The organism is Aliarcobacter cibarius (assembly GCF_013372265.1).
In the GTDB taxonomy this organism is placed as follows: Bacteria; Campylobacterota; Campylobacteria; order Campylobacterales; family Arcobacteraceae; genus Aliarcobacter; species Aliarcobacter cibarius.
Genome location: NZ_CP054051.1, coordinates 1,064,441 through 1,082,237, shown reverse-complemented (window position 1 = coordinate 1,082,237; position 17,797 = coordinate 1,064,441). Strand labels below are relative to the sequence as shown.

14 protein-coding genes are annotated in these 17,797 nt (G+C 25.9%); 6 read left to right on the top strand and 8 right to left on the bottom strand.

All coding sequences use genetic code 11. The features are described from left to right. Positions 1-13: 13 nt before the first annotated feature. Both ACBT_RS05335 and ACBT_RS05330 read right to left on the bottom strand, forming a co-directional pair. Positions 14-433, bottom strand: coding sequence for a hypothetical protein (locus ACBT_RS05335; RefSeq protein WP_024775230.1), 420 nt, complete (start codon positions 431-433; stop codon positions 14-16). 116 nt (positions 434-549) lie between these two features. Continuing rightward, positions 550-1,782: a BaiN/RdsA family NAD(P)/FAD-dependent oxidoreductase gene (locus tag ACBT_RS05330; RefSeq protein ID WP_024775229.1), complete on the bottom strand. Its 1,233-nt coding sequence runs from the start codon at positions 1,780-1,782 to the stop codon at positions 550-552. Between the two features lie 65 nt (positions 1,783-1,847). On the opposite strand from ACBT_RS05330, the gene ACBT_RS05325 reads away from it, so the two are divergent. From ACBT_RS05325 to ACBT_RS05315, 3 genes are all read left to right on the top strand, one after another. Further along, the gene (locus ACBT_RS05325; protein ID WP_024775228.1) at positions 1,848-2,909 is read left to right on the top strand and encodes a polysaccharide deacetylase family protein; all 1,062 of its coding nucleotides are present in this window, start codon (positions 1,848-1,850) and stop codon (positions 2,907-2,909) included. A gap of 160 nt (positions 2,910-3,069) precedes the next feature. Further along, complete coding sequence (locus tag ACBT_RS05320; RefSeq protein WP_024775227.1) at positions 3,070-4,173, top strand: DUF808 family protein; 1,104 nt, start codon at positions 3,070-3,072, stop codon at positions 4,171-4,173. A gap of 95 nt (positions 4,174-4,268) precedes the next feature. After that, positions 4,269-5,123, top strand: a complete 855-nt coding sequence (locus ACBT_RS05315) for a hypothetical protein (protein ID WP_024775226.1) — start codon at positions 4,269-4,271, stop codon at positions 5,121-5,123. A 48-nt stretch (positions 5,124-5,171) separates the two neighbouring features. Here ACBT_RS05315 and ACBT_RS05310 read toward each other — a convergent pair whose 3' ends face one another. Beyond that, the gene (locus ACBT_RS05310; protein ID WP_228130304.1) at positions 5,172-6,707 is read right to left on the bottom strand and encodes a B12-binding domain-containing radical SAM protein; all 1,536 of its coding nucleotides are present in this window, start codon (positions 6,705-6,707) and stop codon (positions 5,172-5,174) included. An 85-nt stretch (positions 6,708-6,792) separates the two neighbouring features. Between ACBT_RS05310 and ACBT_RS05305 the strand changes: the two genes are divergently transcribed. Then, the gene (locus tag ACBT_RS05305) at positions 6,793-7,092 is read left to right on the top strand and encodes a DUF3817 domain-containing protein (protein ID WP_024775224.1); all 300 of its coding nucleotides are present in this window, start codon (positions 6,793-6,795) and stop codon (positions 7,090-7,092) included. A 16-nt stretch (positions 7,093-7,108) separates the two neighbouring features. Here the strand turns inward: ACBT_RS05305 and ACBT_RS05300 are convergent, their stop codons facing one another. The 3 genes from ACBT_RS05300 to thiI are packed head-to-tail and all read right to left on the bottom strand — an operon-like array spanning position 7,109 to position 12,418. Next, complete coding sequence (locus ACBT_RS05300) at positions 7,109-9,013, bottom strand: YdgA family protein (protein ID WP_024775223.1); 1,905 nt, start codon at positions 9,011-9,013, stop codon at positions 7,109-7,111. Between the two features lie 12 nt (positions 9,014-9,025). After that, the gene (locus ACBT_RS05295; protein WP_024775222.1) at positions 9,026-10,948 is read right to left on the bottom strand and encodes a hypothetical protein; all 1,923 of its coding nucleotides are present in this window, start codon (positions 10,946-10,948) and stop codon (positions 9,026-9,028) included. A gap of 9 nt (positions 10,949-10,957) precedes the next feature. Further along, entirely contained in the window at positions 10,958-12,418 is a 1,461-nt protein-coding gene (thiI, locus tag ACBT_RS05290) for a tRNA uracil 4-sulfurtransferase ThiI (RefSeq protein ID WP_024775221.1), read from the bottom strand. A gap of 86 nt (positions 12,419-12,504) precedes the next feature. On the opposite strand from thiI, the gene ACBT_RS05285 reads away from it, so the two are divergent. Next, complete coding sequence (locus ACBT_RS05285; protein WP_024775220.1) at positions 12,505-12,762, top strand: hypothetical protein; 258 nt, start codon at positions 12,505-12,507, stop codon at positions 12,760-12,762. A gap of 3 nt (positions 12,763-12,765) precedes the next feature. On the opposite strand, the gene ACBT_RS05280 is transcribed toward ACBT_RS05285, so the two are convergent. Further along, positions 12,766-13,257 carry a hypothetical protein gene (locus tag ACBT_RS05280; protein ID WP_024775219.1) on the bottom strand — a complete coding sequence of 164 codons (492 nt, stop codon included), beginning with the start codon at positions 13,255-13,257 and terminating at the stop codon, positions 12,766-12,768. 11 nt (positions 13,258-13,268) lie between these two features. Beyond that, positions 13,269-14,528 (bottom strand): putative Na+/H+ antiporter, encoded by a 1,260-nt coding sequence (locus ACBT_RS05275; RefSeq protein WP_024775218.1) that lies wholly within the window; start codon positions 14,526-14,528, stop codon positions 13,269-13,271. 439 nt (positions 14,529-14,967) lie between these two features. Here ACBT_RS05275 and uvrA point away from each other — a divergent pair, with 439 nt between their 5' ends. Beyond that, the gene (uvrA, locus tag ACBT_RS05270) at positions 14,968-17,787 is read left to right on the top strand and encodes an excinuclease ABC subunit UvrA (protein WP_024775217.1); all 2,820 of its coding nucleotides are present in this window, start codon (positions 14,968-14,970) and stop codon (positions 17,785-17,787) included. The last annotated feature ends 10 nt before the right edge of the window (positions 17,788-17,797 follow it).

Here is a 17,797-nt window from a genome sequence, read left to right as displayed (position 1 = left end):
ATTTACCCTAAAACTATTCAAGATTTCTATCTCTATCATCAATGAAAACTTTTGCTACTTCATATAACATAGCTACAGATTTTCCCCATTGAGAGTAATCATCTAAGTTTTCAAGCTCCAACCCAAAATTTTTTGAAATTTTATCCATTAAAATTTGTTCATTTATATTAAAACTTCTATCAATATGAATCAAAATCATAAGCTCTAAAATAACTATTTTCTTACTTCTATTACTTTTAAAATTCTTTAATGTATCTTCTAAACTAAAATTCTTTATATCAAAAGAGTCTATATTTTCTATACCCATTTCAGCGCAATATTCTAAAATAATCTCTTCCTCACTCTCACCAAAATCATTGTCGATTCTTGCTAAATAGTGAGCTAATTGTAAAAAAGCAAATTTTTCCCTAGCCTCTAACTTCATTAATAACATATTATAAATCCTATTTTTTTTATTATATAATATTATATTATATTTTTGCTAATTTATTGTAGCCTAGAAGCCGCCAAATTTCTATATTTAAAATATTTTACAAATAAGAACTAAAATTATTTTGATTTTCCTGCTAGAAATCCACTTGAAAAAGACCATTGGAGATTATATCCTCCACAAGGCCCATCAATATCAACTATTTCACCACAAAAATACAATCCTGAAACTATCTTACTTTGCATAGTTTTAGAATCAATCTCTTTAAGACTAACTCCCCCTCTTGTTATCATAGCTTGTTTAAAACCATCGTGACCAACAATTGTAAATGGTGTCCAAGCCAAAGTTTTAACTAGTTTTTCTCTTTTTATTCCTTCTATTTGCTTAAATCTTAAATTTTGTTCTATTTCACACAATTTTAAAATTTCAATTGCAACACTAGGAGCAAGTAAAGTTTCTAAGTTTTCTAAAATAGTATTTGTTGGATTTTTTACTATTTCATCTTTTAAATGTTTATAAATTTCTTCTTCATTTTTACCTTTAATAAAATTTATAAGCAAAGGAACTTCATCATAATTAGCTAAAATAGGTGTAATTTCTCTTGCAAAATCTAAGATAACTGGTCCTCTAAGCCCTTCTTTTGTAAAAATCAAATCTCCAACAAGTTTTAAATTCTTATATTTTGATATGTTTACTTTCAAAATAGCTTTAGCAATAGTATCTGCTTTACAAGAAGCAAAATTTTTCTCTTTAGTAAAAAGAGGCATCATAGCTGGATGTGTCTGTGTGACTTTATGTCCTAATTCTTTAGCAAAAATATAACCATCTCCAGTTGCTCCTAAAGTTGGATATCCCAAACCTCCAGTTGCTAAGACTAAATTTCTTGATTTGAATTTTTGACTAGGAGTATTTATTATAAATACCTCATCAATTTTTTGAATAGACCCTATTTTTATAGAAGTTTTTATACTAACTCCCAATCTTTCAAGCTCTTTTGTTAAAGCTTCAAGTATTATAGTTGAACTATGGTTTATTGGAAAAATTCTAAAACCATCCCGAGCAATTGTTTCAACTCCAATACTAGCAAAAAATTCTATTAAATCATCTCTTGAGAACTCTTCTAAAGAATCTTTTATAAATCTTCCACTCTTTCCAAATTTTTCACAAAATTCATCTTGAGACAAAGTATTTGTAAGATTACACTTTCCCCCACCTGTAGCCTTTAGTTTTAATGCAATTTGTGGCATTTTTTCTAATAGTAAAACTCTTTTTTTATCCTTTGCCGCACTAATACTTGCTAGTATCCCAGCAGGTCCCGCACCAACAACAATTAAATCATAAATATCTTCCAATTTTTCGCTTCTTTTAAACTCTTTTTTGTATTATAGCGAATTGAATTTAAGCCTTTAGGAATTTTGTGTTTAGCCTTAGTCGTATTAATTTTATTTTATTCTTTTTATCTATTAATTTATTTTCAAATGATGAGTTTTATACCATTTCTATTTGTAGCAATATAAGTTATAAAGATGCAGTTAATTGTAAAAATAATATTTTAAAAGAGCATAAATACGATATTACAATCACAAAAGATAAAGAAGCTAAATATTATAGAACTAACTATGGAATTTTTAATTCTAAAGAAGAAGCCCAAAAGATAAAAGATACTCTACCTGATAGTTTGGATAAATTTCAACCCCTTATTATAAAACTAGATAAAAAAGTATCAAATTTTGAATTCTATGAAATATATCCAATAAACCAAAAAACTAAAATTGTAGAAAAAGAAGAGCTTAAAAAAGACATTACAAATAAAAAAATAGCTATTTTAACTTTTGATGATGGTCCATTAAGAGCAACGAAAAATATTTTAGAAGTAGTTAATGAAGAGAATATTCCAGCTACTATGTTTTTTATTGCTAGCCAAATAGAAAATTTTAAAAGTATTTATGAACAAGCTTTAAGTTATTCAAATATTACTATTGCAAATCATACATATTCACATGCAAATAATAAATATAAAAAATTTTATAGTAATCCTGATTTGGTTGTAGAAGATATAATAAAAGCAAACTCTATAATATCAGAAGATAGAAGTTCTAAAACAGCTTCAGCATTTTTACCTGTTAGACTTGCTGGCAGAAATGTCTTTAGGCTTCCAATAATAACAAAAAATGATAATATGATTAAAAAAGAGCAAAGAGAAATAGAAATTATTGGTTATGACAATATATACAAAGAAGGTTATTATATTTATGGTTGGGATATTGATTGGCCTTATGAGCCTAATGGGAGACCAGCAAAAACACCAGATGAAATTTTAAACTCTATGGAAAAAATATATAGTAAAAATAATAAAGTAATCTTGCTAATGCATGATTTTATGTTTAGTAATAATTTTAATGGAAAAGAGAATTTAAAAACGTTAATTCAGCTATTAAAAGATAATGGATGGAGTTTTGAGAATATAGAGAATTATTAAATAATACTATTTCACTACATATGTGTTAAATATATCTGCTAATATATAAAGTACCAAAAGAGCAAAAATAATTTTACTGTAATTCAAAATATCTCCTTTTATTATTATATTAGTAAATCTTAAATACTATTCTATTTTAAAAAATATAAAAAGGAATTTAATGGCTGGAATATTAGGCTATTTATCTATTTTAGCAGATGATATCGGATCACTTGCTGGAAAAACAGCAGCTACAACTGCCAAATCTCTTGCAACATCTCTTGATGATATAGGATTACTGTTTGATGATATAGCAACTTATACAAAACTTGCAAGTATAAAATCTAGTGGACTTTTAGTAGATGATCTTGCTGCTATTGCAAATTTTACAAATGAAACAACATCTGAAATCTTAAAAAAAGAGTTAGAAAAAGCAAAATCTGCTGAAGAATTTGCCGAAAATATTAAAAAACTAGATGAAAAAACTCAACAAGAAATTATAAAAGAGCTTGAACACTTAAGAGAAATTGCAATGCTTGAAGCAAAAAGAAAAGCAGCATTAAGAGAACTTCCAATTGTATACAAAATAGCAAAAGGAAGTTTTATAAACAAATTTATAATTATCCCTGTTGTTTTACTATTAAGTTATCTTGCACCATGGGCTATAGGTCCTATTTTAATTATTGGGGGAGCTTATTTAGCTTATGAAGGTGTTGAAAGTATTTTAGAAAAATTTGGTCATCATCAAGAAGAAGAGCAAACAACTCAAAAAGAGAGTTCAGATGAAGATTTTGAAAAACAAAAAGTAAAGAGTGCAGTAAAAACAGATTTTATCTTATCTTTTGAAATTATAGTTATTAGTTTAAGTCTTCTTGATAATAGTGATTTTATAACTAAACTTATGGTTCTAATCTCTGTTGGAATATTAACTACAATTTTTGTTTATGGAATTGTTGCATTTATCATAAAACTAGATGACATTGGTTTTTATTTACAAGAGAAAAAGAGTATTACTCTACAAAAAATAGGAAATGGTTTTGTAAATTCTATGCCTTATATTATTAAAACTATTGGGGTATTAGGTACTATTGCTATGCTTGCTGTTGGTGGAGGAATTATTGCTCATGAAACACATATTTTACAATCAATTGAAAATGTAATAAAATCTATCCCACTTGGTGGATTCTTTAGTGAAATAATACTAGGAGCTATAGTTGGTTATGTAGTAGTTTTAATAGTTCCAATATTTTCAAAACTATTTAAAAGTTTAAAATTAAGTAAGTAGAAATACTTACTTAAAACTTTTTTTCTTTATATAAATCTTCATAATCCCTTTTTTTATAGATATTTTGTTACAATTTTTGAGCAAAAGGATTTCATATGGATGAATTTATAGAAATATATAATAAAAATCAGAAAAATATAGAGATTTTTATAAAAGAGAGCATTTACAATATTGGTGATTTAAAATCAAAATCTAACAAAAACTACAAACAACTTTTTAAAATATTTCCATCTTTAGAGTTAATTTACATTTCTGATATAAATACATTAGATCAAATTTCACCAAATATATTTAGAGATAAAATTGTAGATAAACCAATTGGTAGAAATAGACAATATTTATTAACTAATATTGATTTAAAAAGTGAGAAAGTTGCTATTACAAGACCTTATGTAAGTAGTGCAACAGGAGAAACATGTATTACAACCATAATTAAATTAGATGATTGTATAGTATTTTTAGATTTTAATTTAGAATCTATTTTAAAAAAATTAGGCTTTCTTGAAATAAATAAAAATTTTAATTTTTTAAGTAAAAGCTTCTATGTTGTTGTATGTTCTTTAATGATTGCATTAGCCCTTTTTGCAATTTATTACTCTTTACATGATTTTATTGATTCTTTTTTAAATGATTCTATTTCTATTGAATATATATTTGAGCCTATCATTGCCTTAACTTTAGGATTAGCAATATTCGATTTAGCAAAAACCATTTTAGAGCAGGAAGTTTTATTCAAAAGCTACTCAAAAAATGAAAAATCAGAATATAAAGTTTTAACAAAATTTATGATTACCATTATTATAGCTTTACTAATTGAAGCTCTTCTTGTAGTGTTTAAAATAGCAATAAACGATTATAATCAAATGCTAAGTGCTTTATATTTAATTATTGGTGTTGGAGTAATAATTCTATCTCTGTCTATTTTTATATTCATAACAAAAAATAAATAACTCTTTTAAGTATAAAGTATCTTTAGAAAACTTTATACTTATCTTATATTACTCTTCATTGTCTTTTCTTAGAATTTGTCTTCTATTAGCTTTGTTTAGTTCTATTTGTATAAACTCTTTTTCATATTTTTTATATCTTTTTAAAAATGGTGGTATTTTTCTACCTTCAACTGTCATAACATCATCTAAGATTGTTTTTACGATTAGCTCTTCATCATACATTTGACCTAAATATTCAAATAAGTATTCAGCTACTCTATCTAGTGAAATTTTAAAAGTACTTTCACTTCTTTTATAAATCCATTTACTAAAATCAAAGAAGTTGTCAAAAACTTTTCCATCTTTAAATAATAATTTAGAAGTTTTTATAAAATTTCCACTGTTATAAACTATATCCCAAAATCTTGCAAATCTCTTCATATCTTGCATAAGTGAAAAATCTATTTGATTGTTTTTTAATATATCATAAGGAGGATTTGGATTATAAACCATTCCATAAACCTCATCATGTCTACTTAAAGTTGTTCCAGAAAGTTTTTTTAATATTCCTATTTGTATTTCACCATTACTCAAAGTATAAAGCAAATCCAAATTTTCTCTAAAGCTTTCAATAGTTTCACCAGGTAGTCCTACAATTAAATCTATATGCATATGAGCATTTGTTTCATTGCTTAAAAAAGATAAGTTATCTTTTATCTTTTCCATTTTTAAATTTCTATTTATAGTTTTTGCAACATCTAAATTTAAAGTTTGAATCCCTACTTCAAGTTGGAGGCTTCCAGCTTTAAACTGTTTTAAAAGCTCTCTTAGTTCTAGTGGGAAATTATCTGGAATTACCTCAAAATGTAGAAAATAATCTTCATCTTTTGCTAAGAAATATTCCAAAATTGCTTTTGCATAAGATATCTTTAGATTAAATGTTCTATCTATAAATTTATAATTTCTTGCACCTCTATTCCAAAGTTTATCAATCTCATTTATAAAAACATCTGTTGGTAAATACCTCATACTAGAATCAATACTAGATAAGCAAAATTCACAAGTAAAAGGACAACCCCTACTACTTTCTATATAGATATGTCGATTTTTTATATCAAAATCTGTATAATAATCATAAGGTAACTCAATTTTATCAAACTCTACAGGTTTTGCTTGAATTATTTTATCTTTTGGACGAATTCCACCTAAGATATTTTTACATAAGTTATAAACACTTACTTCACCTTCTCCAAACATAAAATAATCTGCCATATTAAAATCTACCCTATGTGGTAAATAACTTACTTCTGGCCCTCCAAGAGCTACTATTGTACTTGGACTAATTAGCTTTATATATTTTACAATTTCTTCAACGTCTGTTGCATTCCAAATATATGTAGAAATAGCAACTATTTTTGGCTTATAAGCTAAAATCTCTTCAGCAATAGTTTGATTCTGACTATTTATTACAAACTCTAAAATTTTTGCTTCATCTTTTAACTCTTTTAAATTTGCAAAAAGATATCGCAAAGATAAGCTAGAGTGAGAAAACCTAGAATTTAAAGTAGTTAGTATTATGTTTTTATTTTCTATTTGATTCATCATGGGCGGATTTTACTTAAAAAGGTGTTATATTAACCTTTGATAAAGAATAGTTTAATATACTAGCTTAAAAATTATAAGGAAAGAGATGTTTAGAACAAGATTTGCTCAATTTAGATTAATTTCAATTATTGAAGGAATATCTTATTTAATATTAGTTTTTTTCGCTATGCCGCTAAAATATTTTTTTGCTGAACCTATGGCTGTAAAAATTTTTGGAATGATGCACGGAATATTTTTTATTCTTTTTTGTATTGCTTTATACAATGCAATGAGAAAATATAGTTGGAATTTTGGATTTAGTTTAAAACTATTTATATATTCACTTGTTCCATTTTTGTTTATTTTAATAGAAAAAGAGATTATGAAAAAAAGAGAAAATATTTAGGCAATTGCCTAAATATTTATTTGAATTTACCTTTTTCTTCAAGTAAATCTATATCAGCTATTTTTACAAAATAACTTTGTTGGTCTTGTGTTTGACTAGATTTTTCAGTTGGAACTAATTCATATTCACCTTCAACATTTGAAGAGTATCCTCTTAAATTTATCTCTAAGAAATCATTAAAATCTGTTACATCTATATCTAAAGTAAATGTTTTTTCACTATTTACATCTTTCCAGTTTTCATCAAAACCTTCTACCATTAAATATTCAGCTTTAACATTTTTACCTAACATACCACTATATAAATCATCTCCTGCTTTATAAAAATCTAAACTGGCAAAGTTTTTCGAACTCTTAGCTTTTATTTTCGAACCATCTTTTAATTGAGGAAAAGATACGCTAATTCCACCTGAATTTATCTTTTGTAATGCAGTTTTATATTTAAACTCTACTCTTAAAGTATTTTTATCTAACAACTTATAATTATAAGATACTCTATTATCATCTTCTGTTTCATAATTTCCACTCTCATCATACATATAAGAGTTATCTATCTCATTTTCTGGAAATTTCAAACCCTCTTTAGTTACAGATAAAGTATTATTAACATAAAGACCATCTGGTTTTAATTCAACTTTGAAAACTTTAAATTTTTTATCTTCTGAATCAAGTAAAACTATTTTATTATTTTCATCTAATTTCAACTCTTTATTTACATTGTCAACAGACTCTTTATCAATTTTTAAATCAAGGTTAATTGTTTCAAAGATATCATAAATACCTTCAAATTTCATAGATGATAAATCTTTGCTTAAAGCAAATTTAGATTTAAAATCAAGCTCTTTAAACCACTCTTTATTTTGTAAATTTAAATTTTTTGAGTTACCATTTAGAAATATTTCTATACCAGCTTTTGAAAGTGCATCTAAAAACTCTTTAGATTTTGTAGCTAATTTATCTGAATCTTGTTCTAAAGAATTATAAGCATCCATAAACTCTTCATATTTTTTAAATGGCACTTTATTAAAACTTAATTCTATAAAACTATTTTTTAAGCTTGTTTGAGTAGCAGCTCCTAATTCATTTGGCTGTTTTAAATTAAATTCATCAAAAGATATTTTTGAATTTCCTTCAATTAAATCATTTACAATCTTAGAAAAAGAAGAAATTTTTGTATTTTTTAAATTTAAATCTATACTATTGTCAATAATTTCTATTTTTGCAATATCAAGTTTTGAATCAACTGCTTGATTTAATTTTTCTTCATAAAAACTTTTAATTCCTTCAAAAGAGAATGTAAAATTATCTTCTTTACTAGTTAATTTTAATAAATCCATATTAAAAGTTTTTATATCTCCATTCATACCTCTTAACGTCATAGTTCCATCAGGCATAACATAATTTATATCTTTTATCTTATAGTTTTTATTTTCATCGATAGATACTTGGAATTCTCTATTTTTCAACATATTCTCTAAAGTATTTGTTGATTTATTATCTTGATTTGATAATAACTCTTGCATTAAACTATTTGACAACTTCGTTAAATATAAATTTAAATCTAGTTTTTTATTTAAAATATTTACTTTAAAATCATAATCTACACTAAGACCTTCTAAAGCACTATCAATATCTCTTTTATCAAAAAGCTTTATAGCTTTTTCTAGACTTTTTTTAAGTTCTCCTTGTTCTTGAAGACTAATTACATAATCTAAAGCTTTTTGTGCATAAGCTACTTCTATTTTACCTTCTGCTTCAATTTTTAATAGAACATCTTTTTTGTTGTATGTAACATTAAAACCATTATTTTTTAACTCTTCTATTTTTGCTTCTATTTTACTATTTGCTGTACTTCTCAAAGTAAAACATACAGCAATAACAATAGCAACTAAAACAGCTAATCCTAAAACTATCTTTTTCATCTATCTCTCCTTTTATTTATTTTTCTTTAATGTTTGTAAATCTATATCTGCAATTTTTATATAATATGACTGTTGATCTTGTGTAGAACTATAATCTTGTGTAGGTAAAAGTTCATAATTTACTTTATCAGCAGCCGTAGAATATCCTCTTAAATTTATCTCTAAAAAATCATTCATATTTGACACATCAATATCTAAAGAAAACTCTTTTTCAATAGTTGTATCTGTCCAGTTTTCATCAAAACCTTCTATCATAAGATATTCGGCTACTACATTTTTATTTAATAAACCACTAAACATAGTATCTCCTTTTTTATATACATCTAATTTAGCAAAATTTTTACTCGTTTTTGCTTTTATAGATTTGTCATCAACCAATTGAGGGAAAGATACTGCAATTCCACCACTTGAAAGAGAGTCTAAAGAAGTTTTATATTTAAAATTAACTCTCAAAGTATTTTTATCTATCATCTCATAAGTGTGAGATATATTTGTATCATCTAAATAACTATTAGGTGCATAAGCATCATCAAAAGAGTTTTTTGGAAACTTAAGTTTATCTTTTGTTATAGATAAAACATCATTTATATAAATTCCATCTGCTTTTAGTTCTAATTTTAAAAGTTTAAAATCTTTATTTGCTGAATCAATAAATTTCACTTTAGATTTTATATCTTCATTGCTATTCTCTAAAGCTTTTTGTGCAGATAAACTATCAACTTCTATATCAATTTTTAAAACATTAAAAACATCATTTAAATTATCAAATTTCATAGATGATAAGTTTTTACTTAATTCAAAATCGGAGTTAACTTTTAGTTTTTTATACCAATTGTTGTTTTCATAAATTAAATTTTCTGAATCTGCTGAAATTTTTAAAATTAAATTTGATTTAGATAAAGCTTCTAGGAAATCTTTTTGTTTACTTAAAAAGTTTTCATAACCTAAAGCAAAAGATTTAGAAAACTCTTTATATTTTTCATAAGGTAATTTATCATATTCAAAAACTAAAGAACTATTTTTAACAGTTATAAAATCTTTTTTAGTTTTATCTTTATCTTCTGAAGTATAAGAATATTCAAAATATTTACTGTTAAATTCATCAAAAGATATTTTTGTTTCACCTTTTAAATCATTATTATTAACAGCAAAATTAGATGAAAGTTTTAAATTTTTTATATTAAATTCCTCGTTAAGCCCTTCATAAATGAAATTTCCTATATCTAACTTTGAATCCCTTTTATTATTTTTATTTTCGTTGTACGAAAAAGTTGTATTTTCAATTAAAAATCTATTATCTAAATACCCCATATCATAATTTGCTAATTCAAATTTCATAAAAGGGATATTTAATTTACTTTTATCACCATTTATACCTCGTAAAATTAGAATTCCACTAGTAGAAACAAAACTAAAATCATTAATTTTAAACTTTCCTTCTTCGTTTATATTAATTTTAAGTTCTCTATTTTGTAATAATTTTTCAAAATTTTGTGGAGCATAACCATAAGAATATTTTGTTAAAAAATCATATTTAGATCTATTTGATAAAGAAACTAAATATAAATTTAAATCAAGTTTAGAATTGATATTGCATAAACTAAAATCATACTCAAAAGTTAATCCTTCCATTAAATCATATTTAGTTTCGCTTGGTATGATTTTTAAAAACTCCTCTAACTCTTTTTTTAGAGCTCCATCATCTTTTTTGCTTATTAGATATTCTATAGCTTTTGATGGGTAAGAAATTTCAATTTTACCTTTACCTTTTGTAGTTAAAAACTTACTGTCTTTTTCATAAGTTACATAAAATCCATTTTTATTTAACTCATCAATCTTTGCATTAATTTTTGAATTAATACTACTATTTAAAATAAATCCACTAACAACTAGTACAAAACATATTATTAGCGCCCCTATACCTATTTTTTTCATTTAAATCCTCTATTTTGGTCTATAAACTTTTATGTTTTCAAATTTATGTTCATCTTTCAAATATTGTCCATGTAATTGACTCATTACACCTTTATCACAATAAAGCAAATAAGTTTTATCTTGCTCTAATTTTTTAAACTCTTTCTTTAAATCATAAAATGGAATTTTTAAAACTTTACAAGGTGCATTTAAAGTATCACTACTTTGTCTAATATCTATGATTATATCACTTTCGTTTAGATTATTTACAACTTCTAATGTTCCAACTTTACAAACATCATCTAAAACTTCATCAATATTTTTTACTTTTGCATTTTTTATAGCTTCTTCTAAAACTGAATAATCAAAAGCTTTAGACTCTTTTTCTACTCTAGTAAAACTTCCATTTGTTACAGGATGTTGTGATATAACACCACAATATTCAGGCATAGCTTCTGCAAATCTTTTTGTACCGATTTTAGAAGCTATTTCAATAATATCTGGCTTACTCATAAATGATAAGGGTCTTAATACCAAAATATTTGATACATCATCAATTAATCTCAAATTTTTTAAAGTCTGACTTGAAACTTGAGCAACGCTCTCCCCAGTAATCAAAGCATCTACATTTAAATTTTGAGCTATTTTTTCACTAGCTAATAGCATCAGTCTTTTTAGCATAACACCCATATAAGGTGCACTAATATCCTTAAATATTTGACTAACTACATCTTCAAAAGGAACAGTTATAAAGGATACTCTATGTGAACTTCCAAACTTATTCCACAAATACCAAGAAACTTGTTTTACTCCTATTTCATGAGCAACTCCACCTAGATTAAAAAATACAAAATGTGTTTTCAATCCTCTTTTCATAGCCAAATATGAAGCAACAGTAGAATCAAATCCTCCAGACATTAAAGATAAAACTTCCCCTTGAGTTCCTAATGGAAACCCACCAAGTCCATAATGTTTTTTAGTAATAATATTTAATTGAGCATGTTCTAATTCAACTTTTATAGTAACTTCTGGATTTTTTAAATCAACACCTTTTGTTTTGTTATGAGCTAACATATATCCACCAACAGTTTGCTCAATATGTGTTGATTTGAAATCTTGTTTTCCAACCCTTTTTGCACGAACAACAAAAGTTTTATCTTCTATTGTTTTTGCCATATGTTTATTTACTTCTACTTTTATCTCATCTAAAGTATGCATATTATCTATTTGTATTGCTTCTAAAACCTGTTGTATTCCTGGTGTTTCAAGAAGTTTTTCTCTTAAATTATCACTAAATTCAGAAGGACAAACTAATTCAATTTTGTCAAAAAATTTTTTAATTTTTATATCACTTGAAATGTTGTTTGAAATTCTTTGAAGATTAAAAAAGAGTTGATTTATCATTTGTCTTTTAGCTGTTTCGCCTTTTATCATAATCTCTGTAAAATATTTGATTATGAATTTTTGTGTTTTAACACTATTTTCTTCCATTTTTGTACTGCCTGTTTATTTTTTAAGTCGGGATTATATCATTTTTTGAGATAATATAGCTTTTACAATATTTCAAAAGGCAAGAAATGAATATAGAAACTTTGGAAGATTTAGCTAAAGAGTTAAAAAATGATAAGAACAAAAATGTTTATAAAATTTTTGACGATTATGCTAAAAAAAACAATTTAAGTGAAGAAGAATTAGAACAAAAACTATCAAAAGAGTATGATTGTTTCAAATGTGATAGTTGTGAAAAGTTTTACTGTTATGATGAATACTCATTCTTTGATGAAGAGTGTATTTATTGTTTTGACAGCGAAGCCGATGATGAAGATGAGTTTTAAACTCTATTCATCATCAAAACTTGCATCTAGTTCATCTTGAATTATTAAAGCATCTATTGATCTTGGTTTTAAATTTAAAACCTTTGAACCTCCAGAACAACTTACAACTATTTTATTATCAACTACTGAAAAAGTAACTTTACCAGCACTTTGAATTATATAATCTGAAAAAAGTCTGTTTGCTACTCTTTTAAAAGAGAATTTTTCCGGGAAAATAATAAACTTTGAAGAAGTCATTATATATCTAGACTCTGTTTTAAAAACTTCAAGTAACCTATTTTTTATATTTTCATTTGTCTTTCCTGCAATTAAATCACACTTTAAATCTTCGTGTAAAAGACAAATTCTATCTTCATTTATTTTTACAAAACCAAACTCTTTTGGTTTTACTCTGGTATTGTAAAATTGTTTGAAAACTTCTATATGATCAAGAGAATTAGAGAAAACTATTAAACTTTTATTTGTTCTTGCAAATTTTGCAAAATTTGAAACCATTTCTTATATCCTTATAAAATAATAAAACACAAACTTGCTATTAATGTAGGAAGCAAGGCTCCTAAAAATAGATATCTAGGATCTATTGAATTATCATCAAAATGACTTTTTAGTATTGCAGCTCCAGCTGGGTTTGGTGCATTTGCAATAATAGTTAATCCACCACCACAAACTGCCCCTGCAACTAGGAAATATTTAAACTCATCACTTAATCCTTCAACTAGTGAACCTAAATAAGTAATTGCTGCATTATCTGTAAATGCTCCTAAAGTTATTGCCCCAACAAAAGCCTCTACATTACTCATATTTGAAATTATACTTTTAAGCCACCACTCTTGTTGACCTCCTAAAAGAACCAATCCTCCTAGAAAAAATGCAACTAAAAGACCTTCTCTTAACATCAATCTATCTTGATATTGTTGGTAAGCATAAGTAACTCCTAAAAATAATAAAAATATACTCATAAAGAAAGCTGGATAATGACCAAAATATACAACTAAAAAAAGAAATACAAAATGAGAAAAAACTATTGCAAATGGTATATTTTCTCTATCTGTTACAGTTGTTCTAATATTTATGAATGACAACTCTTTATAAAAAATAATAATCATTATAGTTGTATTCAGGAATATTGCAACTATTGCTTTCCAACCAAAAGTTGTAAACATAAAAGTTGTACTCCAATCCCAAGTTTGTGCAACCATTAATATTGGAGGTGCTGCAAAGTTTGTTAAAGTTCCACCAATAGAAACATTTATAAACAAAGTACCTAACGTCATATATTTAAGTTTTCTTGAAATACCTTGAGAAAATAGTTTATCTGCTAAAATTAATGCAGCTAAAGTCATAGCTGCTGGTTCAGTTATAAGAGAACCAAAAAGAGGAACTATCGCCATAACAACGAAATAAAAACCAATCGCACCTTTTTTTGGTAGTGCATTTGACATTTTTCTTACTAAAGTTACGACTGTTTGTAAAATAGGTCTAGTTCCAGCTATAACCATAATTACAAAAACAAACATAGTTTCAACATAACTTCTTGAATTTACATAATCTATAGTTTCATACTTTCCCAAAAAAATAAACATAAATATAACCAAAACCATAGCCCAAATTCCAAAAACAACTTCTATTTCTCCTAATAGATGAAAAAGACCAGAATGTTTTTCACTTCTATGTGCTAAATGTTCAAAATATTTAACTGAAAATATATGAATGATTGCTATTGCAAAAATTATGGCAGCAATAATCTGTAAAGTAGTAGGTGGCATAAAAACTCCTTAAAAAATAATTTTTTATTTTAATAATTTTCATTTTACAAAATTAGTGCTTAATTTTTTAAAATTATTTTATAGCAATTTAAAGTTACTTTATTTTATCGATAACATACTATTATTTATAATATATTGTATAATTTTATTTAAATAATTACAATTTATATAATAAATAATACTATTAAGAATTATAAAAATATTTATTATTTGGCTTATATAATAATTTATTAATGTCAATAATGTATAGATTTTATATAATTATAAATTATACAATTAAAGATTTTAAAATTGTTAAATTATTTTTATTTTAAATATTGTATATGTTTAAATACTATTTAAAATTTATTTATAGGACATAATTTTCTTATAATATTTTATTTACTATATTATCAACAAAATTATCATATAATCTTAACTTTAATTTTAAAGGTGACTTATGAGTGATACAATAAAAATATTTAATGCCAAAGAAAATAATTTAAAAAATATTAATTTAGAAATCCCAAAAAATAAACTAATCGTTTTTACGGGACTTAGCGGTAGTGGTAAATCAACACTTGCTTTTGATACCCTTTACGCAGAGGGACAAAGAAGATATATTGAATCATTATCTTCATATGCTAGACAATTTCTTGATAAAGTTGGGAAACCTGATGTTGAAAGAATTGAAGGTCTAACTCCCGCAATTGCAATAGACCAAAAAACAACATCAAAAAATCCAAGATCTACTGTTGGAACAATTACAGAAGTTTACGATTATTTTAGGCTTTTATATGCAAGAATAGGAAAACAGCACTGCCATCAATGTAATAAACCTATATCTCAAATGAGTGTAACGGATATTATAAACCAAGTTTTATCTTTACCAAATGAATCAAAACTTTTAATTTTATCTCCTTTAATAAATCGTAAAAAAGGAAGCTTTTCAGATCTTTTAGAAAGTCTTAGAACAAAAGGTTATGTAAGAGCTATGATTGATGGTGTAATGGTAAGACTTGATGAAGATATTGAATTATCCAAAACACAAATGCACACAATCAAAGTAGTAATTGATAGAGTTACGGTTAATGAGGCAAACAAAGATAGAATTGCTCAAGATGTCGAAAAAGGTTTAAAAGAAAGTTTTGGAGAACTTGAAATTGAAATAATAAATCATGAAGAGTTAAATATAGAAAAGCATATACATTATTCAGAACATATGGCTTGTTTTGACTGTAAAATATCTTTTGAACCACTTGAACCATTATCATTCTCATTTAATTCACCAAAAGGAGCTTGTAGCTCTTGTGATGGGCTTGGAATAAGATATACACTTGATATGAAAAAAATTATAAATGAAGATTTGGATATAGAAAATGGAGCTATAAAGATTATATATGGTTTTAATAAAGGCTACTATTTTAAAATGCTTATGGCATTTTGTGAAAGTGCTGGAATAAGTGTAAAAATTCCATTCAATGAATTAGAAGAACATCAGAAAAAAGCAATTTTACATGGAAGCGTAGATGATTTCTCATTTTTTTGGAAAAAGCATAAGCTTACAAGAAAATGGGAAGGAATAGTAAAACTAGCATATGACATGATAAAAGATGAAAAAGAGATGGCTGAATACATGACTGAGAAAAAATGTGATTCATGTAATGGAAATAGATTAAAACCTGCATCTTCAAGTGTATATGTTGCAAATAGAACTATTTCTGACATTTTAAATATTCCTATTGAAGATGCACACAAATTTTTTCAAGATGATAAAAATTTTGATTATCTAAGTGCTCAAAATAAAATGATTGCTGCTCCAATTTTAAAAGAGATAAAAGAGAGAGTATTCTTTCTTTATGATGTTGGTTTAGGATATATAACTCTAGGAAGAGACGCAAGAACAATAAGTGGTGGAGAAGCCCAAAGAATAAGAGTTGCTTCTCAAATTGGAAGTGGTTTAACAGGGGTTATGTATGTACTAGATGAACCCTCTATTGGTCTGCACGAAAGAGATACTAGTAAACTAATAAAGACTTTAAGAGCACTACAAGAAAAAGGTAATACTGTAATAGTTGTTGAACATGATAAAGAAACTATTATGGCTTCAGACTTTATAGTTGACATTGGTCCTAATGCCGGTAAATTTGGTGGTGAGGTTGTATTTGCAGGAACTTTAGATAAAATGAAGAAAGCAAAAACTTTAACAGCTCTTTATGTTACGGATAAGAAAAAAATAGAATATGTACATAACAGACCTCAAAAAGATTTTATTGAAATAAAAAATGTAAATATAAATAATATTAAAAATCTTGATGTAAAAATTCCTCTTAGAAATCTAGTAAGTATAACTGGTGTTAGTGGAAGTGGAAAATCTTCATTAATACTTCAAACATTACTTCCAGTTGCTCAAGAACTTTTAAATCGAGCTAGAAAAGTAAAAAAAGTTGATGGTGTTGAAATAGATGGACTTGATAAACTAGATAAAGTTATTTATCTTGACCAAAGCCCAATTGGTCGTACTCCAAGAAGTAATCCAGCAACATATACAGGACTTATGGATGATATAAGAGACCTTTTTAGTAAAACAAAAGAAGCTAGTCTTAGAGGTTATAAAATTGGACGATTCTCTTTTAATGTAAAAGGTGGAAGATGTGAAAAATGTCAAGGAGAAGGTGAAATAAAAATAGAAATGCACTTTTTACCAGACATCATGGTTAAATGTGATGCTTGTCACGGAAATAGATACAATACTCAAACTCTTGAGATACTTTACAAAGGTAAAAATATATCAGATGTTTTAAATATGAGTGTAGATGAAGCTTTAGAATTTTTTGCGAAAGTACCAAAATTGCATGCTAAACTAAAAACATTAAGTGATGTAGGATTAGGATATATAACTCTAGGACAAAATGCAATTACACTAAGTGGTGGAGAAGCACAAAGAATTAAACTAAGTAAAGAATTAAGTAAAAAAGATACTGGAAACACTCTTTATATCTTAGATGAACCTACAACTGGGCTTCATTTTGCAGATGTTGATAGACTTACAAAAGTATTACATCATCTTGTAGAACTTGGAAATTCTGTTCTTGTAATTGAACACAACTTAGATGTTGTTAAGAATTCTGATTTTGTAATAGATATAGGCCCTGAAGGTGGAAATAAAGGTGGAAAAGTAGTTGATATGGGAACTCCAGAATTTTTAGCTCAAAATCATAAAAATTCAGGTTCATACACTGGATACTACCTAGATAAAGAGATAAATAAGGCAGAGTAATCTTACTCTA

Excerpts from the sequence above, each read along its gene's own strand:
- ACBT_RS05335 (WP_024775230.1), bottom strand. The coding sequence starts at position 433 with ATGTTATTAATGAAGTTAGAGGCTAGGGAAAAATTTGCTTTTTTACAA.
- ACBT_RS05320 (WP_024775227.1), top strand. The coding sequence starts at position 3,070 with ATGGCTGGAATATTAGGCTATTTATCTATTTTAGCAGATGATATCGGA.
- ACBT_RS05315 (WP_024775226.1), top strand. The coding sequence starts at position 4,269 with ATGGATGAATTTATAGAAATATATAATAAAAATCAGAAAAATATAGAG.
- ACBT_RS05310 (WP_228130304.1), bottom strand. The coding sequence starts at position 6,707 with ATGATGAATCAAATAGAAAATAAAAACATAATACTAACTACTTTAAAT.
- ACBT_RS05305 (WP_024775224.1), top strand. The coding sequence starts at position 6,793 with ATGTTTAGAACAAGATTTGCTCAATTTAGATTAATTTCAATTATTGAA.
- ACBT_RS05300 (WP_024775223.1), bottom strand. The coding sequence starts at position 9,013 with ATGAAAAAGATAGTTTTAGGATTAGCTGTTTTAGTTGCTATTGTTATT.
- ACBT_RS05295 (WP_024775222.1), bottom strand. The coding sequence starts at position 10,948 with ATGAAAAAAATAGGTATAGGGGCGCTAATAATATGTTTTGTACTAGTT.
- thiI (WP_024775221.1), bottom strand. The coding sequence starts at position 12,418 with ATGGAAGAAAATAGTGTTAAAACACAAAAATTCATAATCAAATATTTT.
- ACBT_RS05285 (WP_024775220.1), top strand. The coding sequence starts at position 12,505 with ATGAATATAGAAACTTTGGAAGATTTAGCTAAAGAGTTAAAAAATGAT.
- ACBT_RS05280 (WP_024775219.1), bottom strand. The coding sequence starts at position 13,257 with ATGGTTTCAAATTTTGCAAAATTTGCAAGAACAAATAAAAGTTTAATA.
- ACBT_RS05275 (WP_024775218.1), bottom strand. The coding sequence starts at position 14,528 with ATGCCACCTACTACTTTACAGATTATTGCTGCCATAATTTTTGCAATA.
- uvrA (WP_024775217.1), top strand. The coding sequence starts at position 14,968 with ATGAGTGATACAATAAAAATATTTAATGCCAAAGAAAATAATTTAAAA.